The 21,561-nt window shown below is 41.6% G+C and carries 18 protein-coding genes and 2 pseudogenes; 8 read left to right on the top strand and 12 right to left on the bottom strand.

The window, feature by feature from the left end; genetic code table 11:
- Positions 1 to 73 precede the first annotated feature (73 nt).
- Genes MUN89_RS21965 through MUN89_RS21955 form a run of 3 tightly spaced genes read right to left on the bottom strand, consistent with a single transcriptional unit; the run spans position 74 to position 1,124 of the window.
- Entirely contained in the window at positions 74 to 349 is a 276-nt protein-coding gene (locus tag MUN89_RS21965; RefSeq protein ID WP_318036118.1) for a PQQ-dependent sugar dehydrogenase, read from the bottom strand.
- Entirely contained in the window at positions 343 to 642 is a 300-nt protein-coding gene (locus MUN89_RS21960; RefSeq protein WP_318036135.1) for a PQQ-dependent sugar dehydrogenase, read from the bottom strand. Before MUN89_RS21960 ends, MUN89_RS21965 begins: the two co-directional genes overlap by 7 nt.
- On the bottom strand, positions 633 to 1,124 hold the full coding sequence (locus MUN89_RS21955) for a PQQ-dependent sugar dehydrogenase (protein WP_318036117.1): 492 nt from the start codon (positions 1,122 to 1,124) through the stop codon (positions 633 to 635). The genes MUN89_RS21960 and MUN89_RS21955 overlap by 10 nt, the downstream gene beginning before the upstream one ends.
- Positions 1,125 to 1,245: 121 nt before the next feature.
- Between MUN89_RS21955 and MUN89_RS04435 the strand changes: the two genes are divergently transcribed.
- Positions 1,246 to 2,703, top strand: coding sequence for an Eco57I restriction-modification methylase domain-containing protein (locus tag MUN89_RS04435; protein WP_244711744.1), 1,458 nt, complete (start codon positions 1,246 to 1,248; stop codon positions 2,701 to 2,703).
- A 34-nt stretch (positions 2,704 to 2,737) separates the two neighbouring features.
- Here the strand turns inward: MUN89_RS04435 and MUN89_RS04430 are convergent, their stop codons facing one another.
- From MUN89_RS04430 to MUN89_RS04410, 5 genes and pseudogenes are all read right to left on the bottom strand, one after another.
- Complete coding sequence (locus MUN89_RS04430) at positions 2,738 to 3,997, bottom strand: L-lactate MFS transporter (RefSeq protein WP_244711742.1); 1,260 nt, start codon at positions 3,995 to 3,997, stop codon at positions 2,738 to 2,740.
- Between the two features lie 232 nt (positions 3,998 to 4,229).
- Entirely contained in the window at positions 4,230 to 4,592 is a 363-nt protein-coding gene (locus MUN89_RS04425) for a VOC family protein (RefSeq protein WP_244711741.1), read from the bottom strand.
- Positions 4,585 to 5,621, bottom strand: a pseudogene (locus MUN89_RS04420) (S-adenosylmethionine:tRNA ribosyltransferase-isomerase). Before MUN89_RS04420 ends, MUN89_RS04425 begins: the two are co-directional and overlap by 8 nt.
- Positions 5,614 to 6,342, bottom strand: a complete 729-nt coding sequence (locus tag MUN89_RS04415) for an SDR family NAD(P)-dependent oxidoreductase (protein ID WP_244711739.1) — start codon at positions 6,340 to 6,342, stop codon at positions 5,614 to 5,616. Before MUN89_RS04415 ends, MUN89_RS04420 begins: the two are co-directional and overlap by 8 nt.
- A gap of 143 nt (positions 6,343 to 6,485) precedes the next feature.
- On the bottom strand, positions 6,486 to 8,768 hold the full coding sequence (locus MUN89_RS04410; RefSeq protein WP_244711737.1) for an ATP-dependent DNA helicase: 2,283 nt from the start codon (positions 8,766 to 8,768) through the stop codon (positions 6,486 to 6,488).
- Between the two features lie 184 nt (positions 8,769 to 8,952).
- Here MUN89_RS04410 and MUN89_RS04405 point away from each other — a divergent pair, with 184 nt between their 5' ends.
- Both MUN89_RS04405 and MUN89_RS04400 read left to right on the top strand, forming a co-directional pair.
- The gene (locus MUN89_RS04405; protein WP_244711735.1) at positions 8,953 to 9,897 is read left to right on the top strand and encodes an SGNH/GDSL hydrolase family protein; all 945 of its coding nucleotides are present in this window, start codon (positions 8,953 to 8,955) and stop codon (positions 9,895 to 9,897) included.
- A gap of 20 nt (positions 9,898 to 9,917) precedes the next feature.
- Positions 9,918 to 10,547: a YpmS family protein gene (locus tag MUN89_RS04400; protein WP_244711733.1), complete on the top strand. Its 630-nt coding sequence runs from the start codon at positions 9,918 to 9,920 to the stop codon at positions 10,545 to 10,547.
- 11 nt (positions 10,548 to 10,558) lie between these two features.
- Here MUN89_RS04400 and helD read toward each other — a convergent pair whose 3' ends face one another.
- Positions 10,559 to 12,895 (bottom strand): RNA polymerase recycling motor HelD, encoded by a 2,337-nt coding sequence (gene helD, locus MUN89_RS04395; RefSeq protein WP_244711731.1) that lies wholly within the window; start codon positions 12,893 to 12,895, stop codon positions 10,559 to 10,561.
- 246 nt (positions 12,896 to 13,141) lie between these two features.
- Between helD and cysK the strand changes: the two genes are divergently transcribed.
- Positions 13,142 to 14,071 (top strand): cysteine synthase A, encoded by a 930-nt coding sequence (gene cysK, locus MUN89_RS04390; RefSeq protein WP_244711730.1) that lies wholly within the window; start codon positions 13,142 to 13,144, stop codon positions 14,069 to 14,071.
- 268 nt (positions 14,072 to 14,339) lie between these two features.
- Here cysK and MUN89_RS04385 read toward each other — a convergent pair whose 3' ends face one another.
- Entirely contained in the window at positions 14,340 to 14,951 is a 612-nt protein-coding gene (locus MUN89_RS04385; RefSeq protein ID WP_244711728.1) for a trimeric intracellular cation channel family protein, read from the bottom strand.
- A 314-nt stretch (positions 14,952 to 15,265) separates the two neighbouring features.
- Here MUN89_RS04385 and MUN89_RS04380 point away from each other — a divergent pair, with 314 nt between their 5' ends.
- From MUN89_RS04380 to MUN89_RS04365, 4 genes and pseudogenes are all read left to right on the top strand, one after another.
- The gene (locus MUN89_RS04380; protein ID WP_244711726.1) at positions 15,266 to 15,793 is read left to right on the top strand and encodes a helix-turn-helix domain-containing protein; all 528 of its coding nucleotides are present in this window, start codon (positions 15,266 to 15,268) and stop codon (positions 15,791 to 15,793) included.
- An 18-nt stretch (positions 15,794 to 15,811) separates the two neighbouring features.
- Entirely contained in the window at positions 15,812 to 15,967 is a 156-nt protein-coding gene (gene sda / locus MUN89_RS04375) for a sporulation histidine kinase inhibitor Sda (RefSeq protein ID WP_396266078.1), read from the top strand.
- A 185-nt stretch (positions 15,968 to 16,152) separates the two neighbouring features.
- A pseudogene (locus tag MUN89_RS04370) lies at positions 16,153 to 16,733 on the top strand (YqjF family protein).
- A gap of 81 nt (positions 16,734 to 16,814) precedes the next feature.
- The gene (locus MUN89_RS04365) at positions 16,815 to 17,771 is read left to right on the top strand and encodes a ring-cleaving dioxygenase (protein WP_244711722.1); all 957 of its coding nucleotides are present in this window, start codon (positions 16,815 to 16,817) and stop codon (positions 17,769 to 17,771) included.
- A 33-nt stretch (positions 17,772 to 17,804) separates the two neighbouring features.
- On the opposite strand, the gene MUN89_RS04360 is transcribed toward MUN89_RS04365, so the two are convergent.
- Together MUN89_RS04360 and MUN89_RS04355 are read right to left on the bottom strand one after the other, a co-directional pair.
- Entirely contained in the window at positions 17,805 to 19,754 is a 1,950-nt protein-coding gene (locus MUN89_RS04360) for an aconitate hydratase (protein ID WP_244711720.1), read from the bottom strand.
- Between the two features lie 210 nt (positions 19,755 to 19,964).
- Positions 19,965 to 21,548 carry a M4 family metallopeptidase gene (locus tag MUN89_RS04355; protein ID WP_244711718.1) on the bottom strand — a complete coding sequence of 528 codons (1,584 nt, stop codon included), beginning with the start codon at positions 21,546 to 21,548 and terminating at the stop codon, positions 19,965 to 19,967.
- Positions 21,549 to 21,561 lie beyond the last annotated feature (13 nt).

Genomic DNA, 21,561 nt, shown 5'->3' with positions numbered 1-21,561 from the left:
ACTCCTTCTTTAATCATTCTTTTCTATCATATCTCAACCGCTAAGACAATCCAAATACGACCCCTTTGCCGCTTTAATTGGAAGGTAATTTCAGCAACTGATCATCCTCTTGATCAGGATTTCCTCTCCCATCGGTATTGTTCGTAATCAGATAAAGCTCACCTTCTACGATTTCCACGTCTCTAATTCTGCCGTAATGACTCACGATGGTTTCCGGATTCTCTCCTGAAAAGGAAAGTCTTTGCACAGCCTCTCCACGAAGAGCCGCAATGTATAACTTTCCTTTGTAAACGACTATACCAGAAGGTGCCCAAGTGGTCTTCCCCGTTTCGTATAAAGGAGTCACCATTCCTTCCTTTTCTTCTTCCCCCTGATCTCCGGCCAGCCGTAGTTGGATCCTTTAGAAATAATGTTTATTTCATCATGCTGGTCAGACCCATGTTCTGAAGCAAAGAGCGTTCCATCGTCATTCCAGGCTAACCCTTGAGGATTTCTGTGACCGTAACTAAAAACATACGACCCGGGATACGGATTATCTTCAGGTACACTCCCGTCTATATTTAAGCGGAGAATTTTTCCAGCTAACGATTGCTTATCCTGAGCTAGCGGCTTATTTAAAGAATCGCCCGTTGTCACATATATTTTTTTGTCCGGACCCAGTTCAACCCGGCCGCCATTATGAAATTGAGCCCCGGGATTCCTTCTAAGAGCGCCCCTGTTTCCTTCCAGACTTCATCTTCTAATCTCACAATAATCAATCGATTGTAGAGCGTATCTTCTTTCTTATACGTGTGATAAGCCAATGCTGCTTTATTTTCTTTAAAATCCGGCAGAAGCTTAAAGCCTAATAATCCACCTTCACCAATTTGACTGATTGGTTCAGTTGTTTGAACTTCATGCCGTTTCTTCTCTTCCCCTTCTGTCCACTCGACGATCGCTCCATTCCGTTCTGTCATGTAAAAAACACCATTTTTCACTTCAATATCCCAGGGAGATTTTAAATGAGTAAGCACTGGAACAGCCTGTTCTTCCTCAGATGTCTGGTTGGAGGGTTCGCTTTCCTCTTCTGGAACAGGTGTACAGGCCGTAATAAATAATAATAAAAATGGCAATACTTTATACATGCTTCAGCCTCCATAGTTTTCCATAATAATAAATAAAAAGATACAATACTTTTTAACTAATAAATGTGACTTATTTCCTGTAATTTAGTATTATTGAATTAAAAACGACGAGGTAATAGGTATGATTTCACAGAAAAGAGCTTTAGGCCAATTTGATACTCCCCTGCCAACCGTCCGCTATATGGTTGAAAGCGCTTTATCTCACTTAAATAAAGGCAGGGACATGACTGGAATTCTGGACCCTTCCACAGGGGACGGCATCTTTATTAAGGAATTACTCAATCAAGGGATTCATCCTGAGCATCTTTATGCTTATGACGTAGATTCCAGCATTTCCACCCCTATGCCGGAAATCCACTTTGCGAATCAGGATTTCCTGAAAATAGAAAGCACTCAAAAATTCGATGCCATCATTGGAAATCCCCCCTATAAATCAAAAAGGGAAAGTGTCTATTTTAAAGAAAATAAACGCTTTTTAACTCAGCAGTTTAAGGAAGTAGGCATTCCTAACTTATACGTCTTATTCATTTACAAAGGACTTCAAATGCTGAAAGACTACGGCGTCTTATCCATGATTGTACAAGATTCTTTCCTTACAAATGTGTACTATAAACAATTTAGAGAGTACTTACTTACCCATACCGAAATAAAAGAGATCATTCTCGCTCCAAGAAGACTGTTCCATAAAAGAAAAGCGGATGTTAGAACAGCCATACTTACACTCGTTAAAAAACCGCCTTCTGAAGTAGATGCTGAACAGGGTATGAAGTTAATCGACCGGCAGTTCAGCGAGCATTATCATGCCCCTCCTGCGGGAAGAATGCAGATTCTTGAGCAGAAAACGTTTCAAAACCTTCCTGGTTTTAACTATGCTGTCAATGTTCCTTCTGAAATCCTTAACCTTTTTCAAAATGGATATACATCTTTGGGAAGCGTGGTTAAAGGAGGAACGGGGGTATCGACTGGGAACGACCGTCATTTCCTCAGCAAACCGGAAGAGATCAGCAGCGAGGATAAAGACTGGATTCCTTTTTATAAAAATGGAGGAGTAAAGGATGCCTGGTATTACCGTCCAAAGTACTACATTCATAAAAATTGGAGAAAAGAAGCGGAACAACATTCTCAATTTACTGTAAGAAATCCTGCTTATTTCTATAAAGAAGGAATTACTTGTTCTTCTATGGGAATAGAATTCTCTGCTGCGTATCTTCCACCGGGAAGCTTGTTTGGGGTAAACGCCAACTTATTCACAGAGAATCAGGAAGACTTATATTATATTCTTGGACTGTTAAACAGCAGTCTGACAAAGTACCTGCTTAGAAAAGTGCTCAACCGTACAAACATGATCACAGCCGGCTATATTAAGAAACTTCCCTACATTGAACCAGAGCCAAATAAAAAACAAAAAATCGCAGCTCTCTCTTCTTCGCTCGTAAATGAAAAAAGAAAAGACCCGACATACAATGACCGTCTGCGCGCAGACATCATGGACGAGCTCATCTTTGACGTGTACGGTATTTCATTCAACAACCGATCCCACGTCAAAGAATTTTGTACAAATATATTTGAATGGCTGTAAATAGATAAGGACCAGGTACACTGGTCCTTAGTCTTTAACTAGCCTTCGTTTTCCTGATTTCTTCTTGTTTTTTACGAATATCCACTTTAGTCAAGATAGAGATGATCAAGGCAACCACGAAAAAGCCGGCAAAAAAGATGAGGCTGCTTGAGTAGCTCCCTGTCGTATCATTCATAAATGCTGCAAACTGCGGACCTGCTAAGCCCGCGGCAGCCCACGCTGTCAATATATACCCATGAATGGCCCCTAATTCCTTCGTTCCAAACAGGTCTCCAATAAAGGCCGGTATGGTTGAAAAACCACCGCCGTAGCACGTATAAATGATGCCGAAAAACAAACTGAAAAGCACGACCGAACTGGTGAGTGGAAGGACAGCAAACAAAATAATCTGCAGCACGAAAAAGGTTAAATAGGTCGTTGATCTGCCAATGTAATCAGAAGCACTCGCCCAGCCAATTCTTCCAATACCATTAAACAGACCCATGATCCCCACGAGTGTAGCGGCTGCACTCGTACTCAGTCCTACGCTGTTCTGCGCGAGAGGCTTGGCTGCTGAAATAACAGCAATGCCGCACGTCACATTGATGAACAGCATCAGCCATAAATAGTAGAAGCGAATCGTTTTCAATGCTTCCGTGGCTTTTAGATTGGCCAGATCCCTCTTTTTAGTGTCTTGTTTTCCCTCTTCTGGATGATACCCTTCCGGGGACCAATCGGCCGGGGGCTTCGACAGGTACAAGGATGAAAGCAGCATAATCACAAAATAACTGATTCCCAGAATATAAAAGGTAGCTGCAATCCCTAACGAGTTAATAATGATGTCCATAATTGGACTTGCGATGGCCGCAGCAAATCCAAACCCCATGATCGCCATCCCGGTTGCCAGACCCCGCCGGTCAGGAAACCATTTGACAAGTGTGGAAACGGGAGCAATGTAACCTACACCGATCCCCATACCTCCTAAGACCCCATAGAAAAAATATAACCCCCACAAGGAACCTAAATGAACAGCAAAACCTGAGCCGAATACCCCGATTCCAAATAATACGGCAGCTGTAATCCCCGCAACCCGCGGACCATATTTTTCCACATACCAACCTAAAAATGCCGCCGCTAGTCCTAAAAATAAAATTGCTAAACTAAAAGTAAATTGAACCTGCTGTGAATTCCAGCCAAACTTATCAATCAGAGGATTTGTAAAATTACTCCATGCATAGACTGAACCAATAGAAATATGTATTCCTACAGCACATAAAGCAATCAGCCAGCGGTTTTTTACTTTTTGTTTTTCCATAGGTCACCTCTCTTAATAATATGAAAACCCATTATATGGATACCTTAAATTCAAGATATTTAAACTATTTTTTTGAAAATTATAAAAATAATTCCTAAAAAATAGACTAGAGAAAATTTTTCCGTCAGCTTATTACTTTCGATACAGCGTTTAGGTGGTTCATTAAAACAGCGGTAATCAACAAAATGATCTCCCTAAACAAAAAAAGCCTCCCAGAAAAGGGAGGCTGGCTTCAATAGTCATTTACTTTTTCTACAAGCTCTATTTGTTCCCCAGACGGGCCATGATAAAAAATAGAATGAAAATCCTCTAATTGATTCGGCTCTTCTAATGGAACCATCCCGGAATCTTGAAAAAAAAGCCGCCATTCCTCTATTGAATCTACTTCAATAGCAAAATGGACCGAGCTGGACTTGCTTTGATCGTTATGAGTCTTCACAAGCTCTATCATCAACCCTTCTTTTTGCAGGAATACGAGATGTTCTCCTTTGTAATACCGTTCTTTCACACACTCAAACCCTAACATTTCCGTGTAAAAGGCTTTCGAATATAACAGGTTTTCAACTTCAATGCCTACATGATGCCACCTAGACATCTCCATATTCTTTCTCCACTATTAAATTAACATCTCCAAATTCATGCCATTTGTACCCCTGTTCAATCGCTTGGCGGTAAGCATTCATTAGAAGAGGTTCTTTAATAAAGGCTTTCAGCAGATCCAAATGACTGGCTTCCGGTTCATGAAAGCCAGTTAATAAGCCATCAACAACCGCTAACGTATGGTTCTCATCAACATAAAGCGAAGAAGTGTCTTCGAGACGAGTTATCATTCCTTGCTTATCGGCTGCTGTTTCCAGAGCTCTGACTACAGTCGTTCCTACAGCGATCACTCGCCTTCCTTCTCGTTTAGCCTGCTGAATCCCTTCTTTTGTTACTGAAGGAATAGAGTAGGCTTCTGGATGGCAGGAAGGATTCGGCCATTTGTCGTTGGCATAATAACTAAGCGAAGTGTGCAGTGTGATGAATGCGATCTCTATCCCTTTTTCAGCCAGTGATGTTAACATTTTCCATGTAAATGCCCTCCCGGCAGAGGTCATTTCTACAGAGCCCGGGGAAGAACTATACAGCGTCTGGTAATCCTCCAGCGGCCATGGCTCTTTAATATATTCATAGTAAACCGGCGTTCCATGGGTATAAAGGAATTCGTAAAACTCACTGCCTCTCAAATCAAACTCCAGCGTTTGTAATGGAGGTTCACTCCCCGTTCCCTTCACTCTTGCCTTAACTCCTTCAGCGAACTCAATGACGCCCCTGGGGGAACAGGCTCTCCGAGCAGCAAAGCCTCCCATTCCTCCCTGTTTTTCTGCCGGGCAAGCCGGATTACTGCCTGCTCTCCATTCACAATTCCTTTCAACTGTGCCGGAATTGTTCTGGACTGATTAAGGACAAGGACATCCCCTTTCCTCAAATACTTTTGCAGCAAGTTGAACCGCTCGTGTTTTACAGACCCACTAAAGCGATCTAAAACCATCATCCGGACATCATTACGTGAAGCACCGTTCCTTTCGGCAGGACTGGAAGCATGCAAGGATTCAGGTACATGAAAAGCCGCTGCTTTATTCATTGGAGACTCCTTCCTCAGCTGCAAAGGCGGCCGCTTCAAATCGTTCGCCTGTTAGATATTTAGATGCCTCTGAAGTCAAGTAAAAGAAAATATCCAATCGTTCCTCAGGATGTGCTAAAGGATAGTCACAATCAGGTACTGCACGGCGGTGCATAGCTGTATCCATTTCACCTGGGTCAACCATATTCATTCTAATATGATAAGGCTTTAATTCCTCCGCCCAAGTTTGAGTCATTCCTTCGACAGCAAATTTCGATATCCCATATGCCCCCCATTCAGCAAAACCCGTATGTCCCGCTTCCGAAGTAATGTTAATAACCGACCCTTGTTTCCTCGTCATCATTCCTGGCAATACACGCTTTGTAACGAGAAAAGGGTTCATTACATTCACACGGACGACTTCCTGAAATGAATCGGCATCGTAATCAATCAAATATTCTGGCCCTGGCCCAAAAACAGATGCATTGTTAATAAGCACATCAATATTTCCCCACTTTTTTTCAACAATAGAAACGAACCTTTCCACATCCTGTTTATTAGCGGCATCAGCCTGGACCGCAATGGCCTCTGCGCCAACGTTAATAATCGCATCCTTGGTCTGCTCTAATTCTTCCTTTCCTCTCGCGCATATCGCCAAGCGATTTCCCTTTGCGGCAAAACCAAGAGCCAAGGCTCTTCCTAATCCCTTTGAAGCTCCAGTAATCATTATGTTTTTCGTCATGATTATCTCTCCCTTTTTTATGATTGATTTCAGTATAAGAAAAGGGAAGCGTAACCACATGACCATTATTCTGTATTTTCTTCTGCTCTTTTCGTTGGGTTCATCCTACAACTTTTGTCGTAATCTATTACCCGGGAAATAAATTACCTGAGTATTCGATAATTTCCCCAATCTTCCGGGAAAAGATTTAAATATTTCCGTGTTAGAAAACGATCATCAATCAACTGGATCGACCCATGGTCTGTTTCAGATCGAATTAATCTTCCTCCCGCTTGAAGGACTTTATTCATTCCTGGAAATACGTAGGCATAATCGTACCCATTTTTATTTCGATCAGAAAAATAGTTCTTTATAAGTTCTTTTTCATAGCTTCTAGGAGCAAGTCCAATTCCGATGACAGCGACTCCATTCAAGCGGTCCCCGCGTAAATCAACTCCTTCCGAAAACACACCTCCGAGCACTGCAAAACCTACCAGCCTTCCTCCTTCAACAAATTGATCAAGAAAATCCTCTCTTCTCGCTTCATCCATCCCCTGCTCCTGTAAAGCTGCCTGCAGCTCATACTTTTGGATAAACCAATGATAAACTAAGCTCATATATTGATACGATGGAAAGAAGAACAAGTGATTACCTGGATGCTGAATCGCTTGCTGGTAAAGAGCGTCTGCTAAATGTTCAGCTGTATGCTCTCGATTTTTATACCTTGTAGAAAGAGGTCTCACGATGACATCTACCTGACTCCGGCTGTATGGAGAAGGCAGCTTTAAAATATAATCTTCTTTCGTTCCTCCCAGCAGGTCTTTATAATAGCTGAAAGGAGAAAGAGTAGCAGAAAAGAAGATACTTGAACGAAAGGATTTTGTTATTTGGTTCAGGACGTGGGAAGGATCGATACAAAATAATTTCAGAGTCATATTCCCAGTCTGCCTGTTCCCAGTAAATACATAATGATGATCTACGAGCTGAAGGATTTTTATAAAATTCTGCGTAGTGAAATAGAGATCCAGCAAAAATTCAGATCTTTCTTCCACCGCTTCCTCTTTCAGCTCCAATTCTGCATAATCAATAAACCGTTCCAGGTTTTCTTCCAGAGCACCCGGGATTGCTTCCAGTGTGAAATCCGTTTTGCCTTCTGTATCAGGAATCAGGAAAGTTAAGTCTCTGGCTATTGCTTTAGCAGCTTTGACTAACGTATCAGCTTTATCGGACCACTCTTGTTCAATAACCTCATAGTCATTGGAAGTAATACTAGCTGAATACATTTCTCTTGCTCTTTCAACGAGATTATGGGATTCATCAACGAGCAGCACTGTTTTCTTTTTGTGCTCAGGAAGCAGCCTTTTTAAGGAAACTCTTGGATCAAAAACATAGTTATAATCTCCAATAATTACATCGACCACGTCAGTCAAGTCGAGTGAAAATTCAAAAGGGCAAACTATGTGCTTTCTTGCATATTGTTCAATCACACTTCTTGTCAACTGTGTTTCGTTGACTATAATATCAACAACCGCCTCATTGATCCTGTCATAATACCCATCAGCAAACGGACAATAGTCAGGCTGGCAAAGAACTTCCTCTTGAAAACAAATCTTATCCTTAGCGGTCAATGTTACTGATCTTAAGGCAAGTCCTTCGTCCTCCAGCCTGTTTAACGCTTCCTCCGCCGTTGCTCTTGTCACTGTTTTAGCTGTTAAATAAAAAAGCCGCTCATATTTATTATTGTCCATTGCTTTAATAGCTGGAAATAATGTGGAAATCGTTTTCCCGATTCCTGTAGGGGCCTGGGCATATAACGTCCGCTTTTCTTCAATAGTCCGGTATACGCTTCCAGCGAGTTTCCGCTGTCCTTTTCGGTAATCAGGAAAAGGAAAGTTTAAATCAGGAATACTTTTTTCTTTTTGTTCTTTTATATGAAGCAATATTTTTGCATAAGATACATACTCTTTTACTGTAGATTCCATAAAATCAACTAATTCTTCTTTAGAAAATACTACTTTAAACCGCTTCTTTTCTTTAGACTGCTTTTGCACGTAAGTAAGCTGGACGTGTATTTCTTCCAGCTCTTGCTGCATAAGGTAGATAAAAGCATACCCCTTAGCCTGAGCCCAGTAAACCGGAAAGCTTGCTTCCGTAATTTCTTCTAATGGGAGGGACGTTGATTTTATTTCATCGATCACCGGACGGTCGTTTAATTGCAGAACTCCGTCGCTTCTTCCATGAATTCTCAAGCTGATCTCCTCATAGGAATAGATATACTCCAGATGAACTTCTTTTTCTTCCCCTTCTTTATACTCTTTTTGAACTGCCTGGTGAATGGCTGTTCCTTCAGTTAACGACGTATTAGAGCGGAACCGTGAGTCAATACTGCCTCCCCGATAAACATATTCCACCAGTTCACGTACGGAAATACTTATTTGGTTTTCCAAGTTTTCCACCTCTTTCCACTCATTGATGCTTTTACCCCCAGGTTGTCTGCCTGAAATGCGTATGTCTATAGTATGAAATAAAATGTTATAATTAAGGATAAGCCTTTTATTTTCGAAATCATTGATTTCATCATACTATACATTGTAAATTTAATTTTACTACATCCAATAGGTTGTGATAAAAATGAGAAAATTTCTTTGGATGATAGCGGTTTTTATGTGCCTCTTAATTTTTGGTATTATCAGCCTGTTCTATATGGGGAATGGTAATTTCGAAGAAGATAGTGGTCAATCAACTGCTCCACAACACCAAGAAAAAAATGCCCAGCAACAGAAAGACAAGGATCAAGAGAAAGAAAAAAAGAGTCCTGATGAGAAGCAGGCAGCGGAGAGTGCTGAAAACAACGATTCAAACCTTGGAGATGGGATTCGAGAAGTATTCAACAGTGTTATTGCGGGAGCGAAAACATTATTTGTACAGGATGATATTAAGATCGTTGCGATCGGCGACTCTCTTACCCAGGGAGTCGGAGATGGAACAAATAACGGCGGTTATGTAGGAATTTTAGAAAAATCGATTAACAGCAATGAAGAAGCTGAGGATATAACCATTGCGAATTACGGAAAACGCGGAAACCGGACAGATCAATTATTGGAAAGAATGAAGCAGGATGAGATATCTTCTTCGCTGAATGATGCGGATATCGTTCTTATTACAATCGGTGCCAATGATGTAATGAAAGTAGTGAAATCGAACTTTCGCAACTTGAATTATCAGGAGTTTGTAAATGCTCAAGCCGGCTACAAACAGCGCCTGAAACAAATTTTCGATCAGATTCACACTAAAAATCCTGACGCCTCCATTTATTTGCTTGGCCTTTATAATCCATTTAACTCTTACTTCAAGAGCATCCCTGAGCTGAGCCGGATTATGAGCGACTACAACCGAATCAGCAAAGAAGTCGTTAAGAATCAAGATAATGTTACATTCATTCCAATTAAAGGGATTTTTACAGGTTCGGAAGAAGAGCTATTATGGCAAGAGGATCACTTTCACCCGAATGAAAAAGGCTACAAAAAGATAGCCGAACGCGTACTAGACTATATTAAACCGGAAATAAAGCAATAACACACAGGTGGATTGATACGATGAAACAATTTTTCAAAAAAAACAAATGGCGAACCTCATTCTGGATTCTGGCGATTGTCAATGTAGGAATTATCCTTGCCCTGCTGGCTATGGTTTTTCTCCCTACTTCCTATACAATCGTAAATGTAGATAAATCAAAAGAAAACGAAGAATCGGAATTTACGATTGTATCAACAAAAGAAAATTTAGAGCAGCTGGCTAATGAATATTTAGGTGAACTGTCTGAGCAAACAGGCTTTGAATATTCTATTTCTCTTGATCGAAATGTTACACTCATCGGGAATATTAAAGCGTTCGATCAGAAGATACCCATTAAGGTGGAACTCAACCCTGTGGTTCAGGAAAATGGTGACATCATTTTGGAGCAGGAAAGCATTTCACTTGGAAAGCTTCCCCTGCCAAATAAAAAGGTTCTGGAATTTGTAAAAGATAATTACAAACTTCCCGACTGGGTCATTGTAAATCCGAATGATGAAAACATATATGTTGCGGTGACAAAGATGAAAACAGCCAGCCGGTTTAATGTCCGCGTGGAACGCTTTAATTTAAAATCTGACCAACTCGCATTTCGGATCTCTGTTCCCAACGATTCATTTAAATTCGCTGAAAAGCTTGTGTGGAATGAATAAAAACAGCTGTCCTATAATTGGACAGCTGTTTTCTTTATATATAAATCTTCAGAAATAGTCCTTAGAAATGGACTCATTCTGCCTTTACAAAAAATATCAAGCACGTGCATAGCCCGTGTACAGGCTGTATACAGCAAGAAGCGGTCTTCCTTACGGTTAAAGTTATTATCCGAAGCATCAAATACAAGCACGCTTTCAAATTCGATCCCTTTTGCTAAATAGATAGGCAATATAACTAATCCTTCTTGAAAGGGCTGAGTTTCCTTATAAATTAAGGAAGCCTGTAATTCCCTGCCGATATCATTATAAACCTGCCGGCATTCTTCTATTGTTTTGCACAAGATCGCCACTGTCTGATAACCTTCGTTAAGCCGCCTCTTGGCACATATTCTTAACGCTTGCATATGCTCTTTTTCAGTGTGAGTGTAATGGACTTCCGGTAAATGCCCTTGACGATTAAAAGCTTCAATTTTATCGCCATCATCCACCATTTCTTTCGCAAACTCTACAATCTGCTTTGTTGACCGGTAGCTTCTCATTAACTCAAAAAGTTCTGGAGGCTCTTCATGCAGCTCAGGAGACAGAATTGTATCTTCACCATAATTATGGGCAAAAATGGATTGGTGGTAATCCCCTAACAATGTGAACTGGGCATACGGAAACATGGATTGGATATAGTGAAATTGGAACCAGGTGTAGTCTTGGGCTTCATCCATAAACACATACTTTATGGATGCGTTTACTTTCCTTCCTTCTATGCGGTCCTGCAAATATAAATATGGAGTTTGATCTTCGACAGGTAAATATTTTTGGTTTAAATTCTCTTTAGAGCTTTGACGTATAGCCTCCCACTCCGTAGGGACCTCATAATTTTTAATTGATTCATCAAATAACTGTCTGTAAATTTTGCGCAAATGAACAAACCTCAATCGTTTGATCTGCCTGCGGAGAGGGGCAAGTTTTCTTTCTACAACAAGAGCTCTTAGAAACCGTTCTTCCTGAACGGTATCGTCAAACGTTTCTTCGCCATGAAATTGTTTTTTCTGAATCGATTCATAGGCTTCCATATAATCTTCTCTTCGCAGCAAGGCAGCTTCTTCTTCTGCCCAATCTTTTTCCACTTCCTCTTTTTCTACTTTCTGCAAGTGATGGAGCAGCCACTCTTTCACTAGTTCTACTCGATTAGGAAGGGCCAGCGAGGAATCCAACTGATAAAAGTAAGTAGTGATCTCTTTTGATGTAATCAAAGTCTGCCCCCGGAATTTAATATTACGAAACAGCATCCCTGTATGAGAGAGAGCACTCAAGTAATCGTCAATCAGCCGCTTAAATTCTCTGCCGGATTTAAATTGAATCATCATTTCCTCTGTTGAAACTCCTTCTTTCTTCCGTGACACAAGTTTATCCTCCAATTGTTCAAAGGGGGTCTCCACGGTAAATTCATGATCTAATCTCTTTTTAACGTATTCGTGAAACGTTGACTGCTGCATATTTTCTTCCCCAAGTTCTGGAAGGACGGAAGACACGTAAGTAGAAAACATTTGATTTGGTGAAAACAACAAGATTTGGTCTGCGTTGATTTGGTTACGGTGGCGATACAATAAGTAAGCAATTCTCTGCATCGCTACCGAAGTTTTCCCGCTTCCGGCGACGCCCTGCACGATAAGCATGCTCCCCTTCTCAAACCGGATGATGGAATTTTGTTCTCTTTGGATCGTTGCTACGATACTCTTCATATAAGTAGTCGCCTGAGAACCCAGAATCTTCTGAAGCAAGGAATCACCAATTGTGATCCCTGTATTAAACATTCCTTCCATGTTCCCCTCGCGAATGACGTATTGTCTCTTTAACGTCATTTCTCCAGAAATCTCCTCCTCTGGAGTTCTGTACGATACATGACCAGGTGAATAATCATAATAAAGACTGGCAACAGGAGCCCGCCAATCATAGATTAAAAAGTCCTCATCATTTTCATCCATAAGTGAACCAATTCCTATATAGAACGATTCCTCAGGCCCTTCTTCTTCGGAAAAGTCAAACCTGCCAAAGTACGGAGAAGACTTCAGACGCTGCAGCAGCTTTGAAGTTTTATAAAATTGTCCATGGCTCCGCTCACGCTCTGACAAGAGCTCTGCCTGCTGCTTAATACTAGCGTAGGTTTCAATAACATCATCTGGTTCGTCAATATTGACCGTAACATCCTCCCAGAAATTTTTTCTCAATCCGATAATATCCTCTTTTAACGAACTGGTGCTTCCTTTAAAAGCAGCTAATTTATTATTAATCACTGTAATTACTTTATTGACACGTTTCTGTTCGTCCAGCCATTCGGCAGAGTTTTGATCCATCTCTTTGCCATCCCCCTCGACAAATTAGTTGACAAACTAATATTTTTTGTTATACAATATATTCTGGATAAATATATCGTTCTTATTAACTATTATTACCATTGTTCATCTTACCACGTTTCATTATGATCTACAATTTCGAAAGACACCGTGTGTCTTTTTTTTATTGGACGAATTCCCGCTGCATGAAATCAGGGACATCTCTATGTTAAAATTTTAGCATATGAATGCAAAGGAAGTGACCTTATGCGAGTTGTGAACAATGTTGCAGATTTAATCGGAGATACTCCTTTAGTCAAATTAAATCGCCTTGCCCCTGAAGGTGGAGCAGATATTTATTTAAAGCTGGAAATGTTTAACCCAAGTCGGAGTGTAAAAGACCGGGCCGCCTACAATATGATGGTACAAGCTGAAAAGGACGGCTTTTTAAAAAAAGGTTCTACGATTATTGAACCTACCAGTGGAAATACAGGTATTGGAATTGCTATGAATGCTGCAGCTAGAGGCTATAAAGCACTCCTCGTCATGCCTGATACTATGACGCAGGAAAGAATAAATTTATTAAAAGCATATGGCGCCGAGATCTTTTTAACGCCTGGTGATGAGAAAATGCCGGGAGCCATTGCTAAAGCCAAAGAGTTGGTAGAGGAAATCGAAGATAGTTTTATGCCGATGCAATTTGAAAATGAAGCAAATCCCGATGCCCATCGACATACTACAGCTAAAGAAATCGTTGAGGCTATGGACGAGCTGGGCAAACCTTTGTCAGCTTTTGTTTCCACTGCAGGCACTGGAGGTACGATTACAGGAACTGGTGAAGAGTTAAAAAAGCAATTTAAAAACATGACCATCCATGTAGCTGAGCCAGCTGGATCTCCTGTTCTCTCCGGTGGGAAACCAGGGAAGCATAAATTAGTGGGGACTAGTCCAGGTTTTGTCCCTTCCATTCTCAATCAGGATATATATGATCAGATTTTCCAAGTAACCGATGAAGATGCTTACGATATTACACAGAGGCTTGCACGTGAAGAAGGTCTGTTGTTAGGCACATCATGTGGAGCTGCTTGCTGGGCTGGCATAGAAACCGCTAAGCAAAAACAACCGGGTGAGGTCGTAGTCGTTATTGCGCCGGATACTGGAGAACGCTATCTCTCAGGAGACTTATTTCGATATTAAATGAAACAACAAGAGAGCTCTAACAACGTGGCCACTAAATTAGATATACTGTTAAAGTCTGACGTTGATACTCACGAATCGCTTGTCGGTGGAGGTCTTGACGCGGGCATCACCACCGAACGCTAATCGTGGAATCAACAGTGGTCACTATCAAAAGTATAAAAGAAGCCGAATTGGACGATTTTATCATTCAATTCGGCTTCTTTATTTATGCATAACTCAAAAATTCAGCAGTTCTTCAATAGACTCCTAACAGAAGCTCTCTTTTTTATAACCGATATAAGTCCCTGAACCTTAAGTGCCATCCTAAGTGATAAGACAACACCCTCATCATGATGATAAGGAAAAACAAAGAGTAAGTCTGCCACATATTACCAATATCTATCAAGCCAATCCCTGCCGCCAAGCCTCCTGTCATGGCCCATACGGCATAAATTTCCTGATGCAGCACCATCGGCTTTCTCTGGGCGAGTACATCCCTCGCGACACCTCCACCTACCCCTGTTATAATGGAAGAGAACAATACTCCCCCTAAAGGAAAATCGGCACCTATGGCAAAGGAAGCTCCCTGCAGTGCAAAAGCCGATAATCCGATGGCATCTAAATAGATATTCCATCGATCCCACGACATCACCCAGCTCTTAGGAAAAAAGTACACAATAGAAATAGTTCCCATAGCCACATAAAGCAAATAGCCTTGCTCCCATACGTGAACAACCGGAACCCCCAGCGCGATATTACGAATAATCCCTCCTGCAAAAGGTGTCGCTATACCAAGAATAAATGTACCAAATATGTCATACCTTTCATTTAACGCTACGATCGATCCACTAAAAGCAAATGCTGCTACAGCAATGATGTTTAATATTTCCCAGGACATGCCCTTCCATTCTCCTAACTCTTTCTAATTAAATAGGTATAAAGTCTTTTCCGCTTTAATCAATATAGCATTAGCATAACAGAAAACTTAGTCCGCGATTATGAAAAATCGTTTTATTTTGATAAAATCAGACATTAAGTTTTTTCACTTCCGAATGGCTTGATGATCACTCCAGTGCTTACTATCTGACAGATGTAATGTCGAATTTTCTAACTAAACCTAAATGGCGGACTAATTTGTTGCAAAATGCCACAAGGGTATTTCCTTTATAGGAAGAATTTATTACTTAAGACAAAAGGTTGGGTGGGAACGTAATGAGAACTTGGCTAATTCATCTAAGAAAAGAAAAACGACTTACTCAGCAGCAGGTGGCACAAACCGCTCACATTGATCGAGCCTACTATGCCCAAATAGAAAGCGGCACGAGAAACCCCAGTATGGCAGTAGCTTCCCAAATAGCCAATGTCCTTTCAATCAATCCATCCCTCTTTTTTTCAGACGTCATAAGCGAGCCTTTTGAACTGGCATTAATTAATTCTCCTATCATCGTCGCGCATTGTGACTTAGAGCTTCGTTATACGTGGATGTTCAACCCCCATCCCGATTTTGATATTAACAAGGTGATCGGAAAACGGGATGATCAACTGGCAGAGAGCGATGGAGTAACAGCTTTGATGAGGTTAAAAAAAGAAGTCATCGAAAGTGGGAAAACGATTCGAAAAAAGATTTCTCTCCCTCATTCCAACGGACTGTTGCATTATGATGTGTTCGGGCAGCCGTTGTATAACGAAAAAAAAGACATTATTGGCGCAGCCACGGCATCTACAGAACTCTTGCCGTAAACGAGGGGGCAAAAGGACGTGATCATCATAGAAGAATTGTCGAACCGTCTGCTTCTGCAAACTCATAAGCGGGCGGTGGAAATGAAACTGGATGAGGAATTTATCAAGCTTATAGCTAAAGAAATCGAGCGCAGGTCTGCGCTTGGCAGTTCAATTACTAATAAAATAAAGTAATTGTAGTAGGAATGGATTTCTTAAGGTCGGAATACCAACCTTAAGAGGTGGTACAGATGAAGAAGTGTTATCTTGGATGATAAAACAGCATTGGAAAGACCTATTCTTCTTACATTGGCCGAAAGTCCCCTGAGTCTCTGCTATCATCCATTCCTGAGTGCTTTGAATTAGATGTCAAAGAAGGAATGGCGTGGATTGGGATTGTTCCTTTCCAAATCCAGCCTTATCGATTACGCGGGTTACCTGCGCTTCCATTCGTCCGTCAGTCGTTAGAGATAAATATCCGCACTTATATAACTTACAACAGAGAACCTGGTGTCTATTTTTTTAACCTCGACGCTAACCACCCTTGCTTGTTCTTCTTGCCCGTCGCATGTTTAACCTACCCTACACGAATGCTTCTATGAGCACAGACCAATCAGGCATTCATTTCCAATATACAAGCAGACGTATAGACAAATTGGACCAGCCTGCACAATTCCATGCGCAATTTGATGTAAAACCCTCCCTAATAACTGCTCAGCCCGGCACTTTGCTGCAATGGCTGACCGAACGCTACGCATTATTTACTACTAAAGGCAGAGCAATTGTTAAAGGTTCGGTTTTCCATAAACCATGGACTCTGCAAAACGCTGATGCCGACGTTATCACTAATACAGTAGCAGACTCTTTCTCCTGGAGGTTATCGGATCACGTTCCCTTCACTCATTATTCTAAAAGTCAAGATGCCTATTTTTTACCATTTCAAAAAGAGGGGACCCTATAACTAGAGAACTTTACCAATTGACAAGATAAAGAATTTGATTTATCTTTAATTCGAGATATTATTCCGCTTAGGAGGTATGTCATGAATTTACTCGGCATTCACCACGTTTCCGCTCTAACTGCAAATGCAAAGAAAAACTATGAATTCTACACAAACATCCTCGGGATGCGTTTAGTTAAAAAGACAGTGAACCAGGACGAACCGTCCATGTATCATCTATTTTACGCCGATGAATATGGCAGCCCCGGAACAGATCTGACCTTTTTTGAGATCCCCAGGGCCGGACATACCTACCCGGGAAACCAAAGCATCTCAACCACATCCTTACGCATAAAACAGAACGACTCCTTGACTTACTGGAAAAAACGATTCGAAGAACTACACGTTACACACGGGACGATTAAGGAATACCTTGGAAGAAAAACGCTCCCATTTCAAGATCATGAAGGCCAGAGGCTGATGCTGATCTCAGATGAAGGGGTAGAAGGAACAGCCGCCGGAACTCCGCCAACTAATAGTCCAATTCCACCAGAACATGCGATTGTTGGGTTAGGTCCTATTCACTTAACGGTAGCTGCACTAGAGCCAACTAAAGAAGTGTTAACAAAGATGATGGGCTTTAATGAAATATATGCAGATCCTCAACAAACCTTATTTGAAACGTCTGAAGGAGGAAATGGTGCCCAGGTAGTCGTCGAAGAACGAGCAGACCTGAAAAGAGAGCGCCCTGGACGTGGCAGCGTTCACCATGTAGCCTTTCGTGTAAAAGATGAAGATGAATTATCCACATGGAAAAAGCGAATTGAGGATGCAGGCTTTCCAAACTCTGGACTTGTCGATCGTTATTATTTTAAGTCCCTTTATTTCAGAGAACCAAACCATATTCTATTTGAGCTTGCAACAGACGGACCTGGCTTTGCTGCTGATGAAGAGGAAGAACATCTCGGAGAAACCCTAGCCCTTCCTCCATTTCTTGAGGCAGATCGTTCACAAATCGAAGCAGGCTTAGTCCCTCTTCATACCAAAAAAGAGACCTGACAAAATTGTCAGGTCTCTATTCTATTCTTTCCTTTACCTATTTAGACGATCCTTTACCCAGTTGATGAGTCCGCCGGTTTCCATAATTTCAATCTGCCGTTCTGATAAAGCATGTTCTAACTTAATCGTTTTTCCTTTTCCTTTGATCTCTGCTTCCACCGTATTTCCTTGGCGGATCTGATCTCTTAACCCTTTGAATACAAGCACATCTTTCTGTGTTAATTCATCCCAATCCGCTTCATCCGTAAAAGTAAGCGGAAGCACTCCAAAGTTAGCAAGATTTTGCCAATGAATCCGCGCAAAATCTTTAACTATCGCTACCTTTAAACCTAAAAAACGCGGAGCGAGGGCGGCGTGTTCCCGGCTCGAGCCTTGACCGTAGTTAGTACCGCCAACGACCACGTGTCCGCCTTGGTCACGTACATCCATCGCCCGGTCATAATATGACTCATCTACAATTTCAAATGTGAATTTACTAATTTCAGGCAGATTGCTCCGATATGGAAGAACACGCGCCCCGCCTGCTAATATTTCGTCTGTTGAAATGTCGTCCCCCATTTTTAATAAGACAGGGAGTTCCATATCATTTGGCAGTTCATCCATTTTCGGAATAGAAGCTACGTTTGGACCTTTGACTAATTCTACCTCTTTTGCTTCTTCATATGGAAGTGGGCTTTCCAGAAGCTGTGTATCGATTGTCGGTTCATCCACTTCATGAACTTCCGGATAATCAATGCCGGCATTACGTGGATCCGTTATTTTACCGCTCAGCGCGGAGACGGCAGCCGTTTCCGGACTGCACAAAAATACACTGTCTTCTTTTGTACCGGATCGTCCCGGAAAGTTTCGAGGTGTTGTCCTCAAACTGTTTCGTCCGGTTGCAGGAGCTTGTCCCATTCCTATACAACCGTTACACCCCGCCTGGTGCAGCCTCGCTCCAGCCTGAAGGAAATTGGCTATATGGCCCTGTTGGGAAAGGTCAATCAGCATCTGACGGGAAGTAGGGTTTAAGTCAAAGGACACCCCATTCTCAATACTGCGCCCTTCCACAATTTTAGAAGCAACCGCAAAATCACGGTAGCCGGGATTAGCTGATGAGCCGATATAGGACTGATAAATGGTTTCTCCCTCTACTTCGCTGACAGGCACTACATTCCCTGGACTTGATGGTTTAGCGATCATTGGTTCAAGCTCTGATAAATTTAGTTCATCGTGTTCATCGTACTCTGCACCTTCATCAGCGACTAATTCGATCCAGTCTTCTTCTCTGCCTTGAAGCTTAAGAAAACGGCGTGTTTCATCATCTGAAGGGAACACCGTCCCTGTTGCTCCAAGCTCTGCTCCCATATTTGCAATGACATGACGATCCATCGCGGTTAAATTTTTCAATCCGGGCCCATAGTATTCAAATATATGATTTACTCCGCCTTTTACTCCATGCCGTCTTAACATTTCCAAGATTGCATCCTTGGCACTTACCCAATCAGGAAATTCGCCAGTGACTTTCACACCCCATATTTTAGGCATCTTTACATAGAAAGGCTCTCCAGCAATGGCCATGGCTACATCTATACCACCTGCACCAATGGCAAGCATGCCCATACACCCGTTTGCACAAGTATGACTGTCAGATCCAAGAAGGGTTTTCCCCGGCTTAGCTAACCTCTGCATATGCACCGGGTGGCTGACACCGTTTCCAGGGCGGCTGAAATGCAGACCGAAGCGTTTCGCTGCACTTTCCAGAAATAAATGGTCATCAGGGTTTTTGCTGTCTTCCTGAATTAAATTATGGTCCACATACTGGGCAGAAGCTTCTGTCTTCGCTTGTTCAATTCCCATAGCTTCAAGCTCCAGCATGACCATTGTACCAGTGGCATCTTGAGTCAGGGTCTGATCAATTTTCAATCCAATTTCCGAACCAGGGGTCATTTCCCCTTTTACTAAATGATCTTTGATCAATTTTTGAGCGACATTATAACTCACGCAACATTCCTCCTTGTACGTTTCTCACTTAAACAAATCCATTTCATAATGGTTGCAATTTTATTACCGCTATTTCATTTATACCCTTAAACCTAGGGATTTACTCTTAGAATCAGCGGTAAAATCACGAAAGGGAAAGGAGAGAATCTGTGAGATCAATGATTGCATAAAAAAATGAGGCCTGTAAAAAGGCCTCACTCTTAGTATGGATTAATAGACTCCGACATTGTCCCATGCTTGTCCAACCGCATTAGCAGCTGAAGAACCATAAAGGTCTTGAGCAGCTTGCTCCAGAGATTGTCTAGCGTAAGAGAAATCACTATTCGGGGTCAAATATACAGTTAGTGCACGATAGTAAATATCTTTGGATTTTTCAATTCCTAAATTACTAATCGTATAATAGGCAGCTTTATTAGGGATACCGCTGTTGGTATGAACTCCTCCCCAGTCTCCTTCTTCTGTAACAGGAAGATCCTGATATTCATCCATATGATCAGGCTGGTTATAAGCGTTCGGATTAGACAGGGAACGCAATCCGTCCCCGGAAACACCTGGAGTATAGACGTCTTCACCCATCAGCCAGTCTTCCGGATCAACAAAGTATCCGAATACATCAGAGAAAGATTCGTTTAAAGCGCCTGACTGGGATTCATAAACTAGTCCTGCAGTTGACTCTGTAACCGCATGGGTAAGCTCATGTCCGACGATGTCATTCGCTCCAGATAAGTACGTAAAGGTCGATCCGTCGCCATCACCATAAATCATTTGATTCCCAGTCCAAGCTGCATTATTGTAGTTTGAACCGTAGTGAACAGTGGAACGAATGGAAGAACCTTGGTCATCATAACTGACGCGTCCGAAGTTGTCATAATAGAAATCAAATACTTCCCCAGCATAATAATGGGCATCGACAGCAGCTTTTTGATTTTCACTATAGAAGGTATTTCCGGAATCGGTGACGTAAATACCGGGCAGGTTGCTATAACCATAGTGCTGGTTGTCAAAGGTTTCAATTACCCCGCTCATCGGCTTAGTCGTATCATATAGATAATACGTTCCACCTGAGAGGTAAGTGTTCAGGGATTTCGTATCTCCAAGAACACCAACGCCGGTGCCTGTAGCTTCTTCAGCAACGTTGTTCGCTTGAATAACTTCCCCGGTCTCCGCATCAATGTACATTTGCCAGTTCGCTGGGTATGGATCAGCGAACTGCAGTTCAACGTGGTAGGCAAGCTGATAATCGCCATCATTATCATATACAACGAGTTCATTATTTTCATTTAATGTGTTAAACGTTTCACCGCTTAAGCTTTTTTGCACAGTGTTCGTTTCTTCTCGTGAAACATCCAGGGAATCCCAAGCAATATCCAAGGCTTCCTGCTTCTTCACTTTCTTCGTTTGTTTTAAATTTCTTGGGGCATCCTGATGAAATTCCCCATTGATCGAAATGACCTTTCCTTTTTTATTCGTATGTACGACCACTCGGGAGTTCGCGATAGGAATATTATCCACAACAGGCTGATAAGTGTAGTGAGTCATGCCTAAATCGTCTGTTTCCGATTTAACGAATTTCAAGTTTTTGTTAGCATTAATCTTCAGTTTAGATTTGTTATCTTTGAAAAACTTTTTTACAGCTTTCTTAGAAACTACTTTAGAAGATTTAATGTTATCCTTCACAAACTGAGGCGTTTCGACCGATACGTTCTCTGCACTTTTTTCTGCATGAGCAAGAGATCCTCCTGAAACTAAACTCGTTCCTAACACAACAGATGCCATTAATGATTTCCACTTCATAAAATCCCTCCCA

Source organism: Halobacillus salinarum (assembly GCF_022919095.1).
Taxonomy (GTDB): Bacteria; Bacillota; Bacilli; order Bacillales; family Halobacillaceae; genus Halobacillus_B; species Halobacillus_B salinarum.
This window is presented reverse-complemented; position numbering and strand designations above follow the sequence as displayed.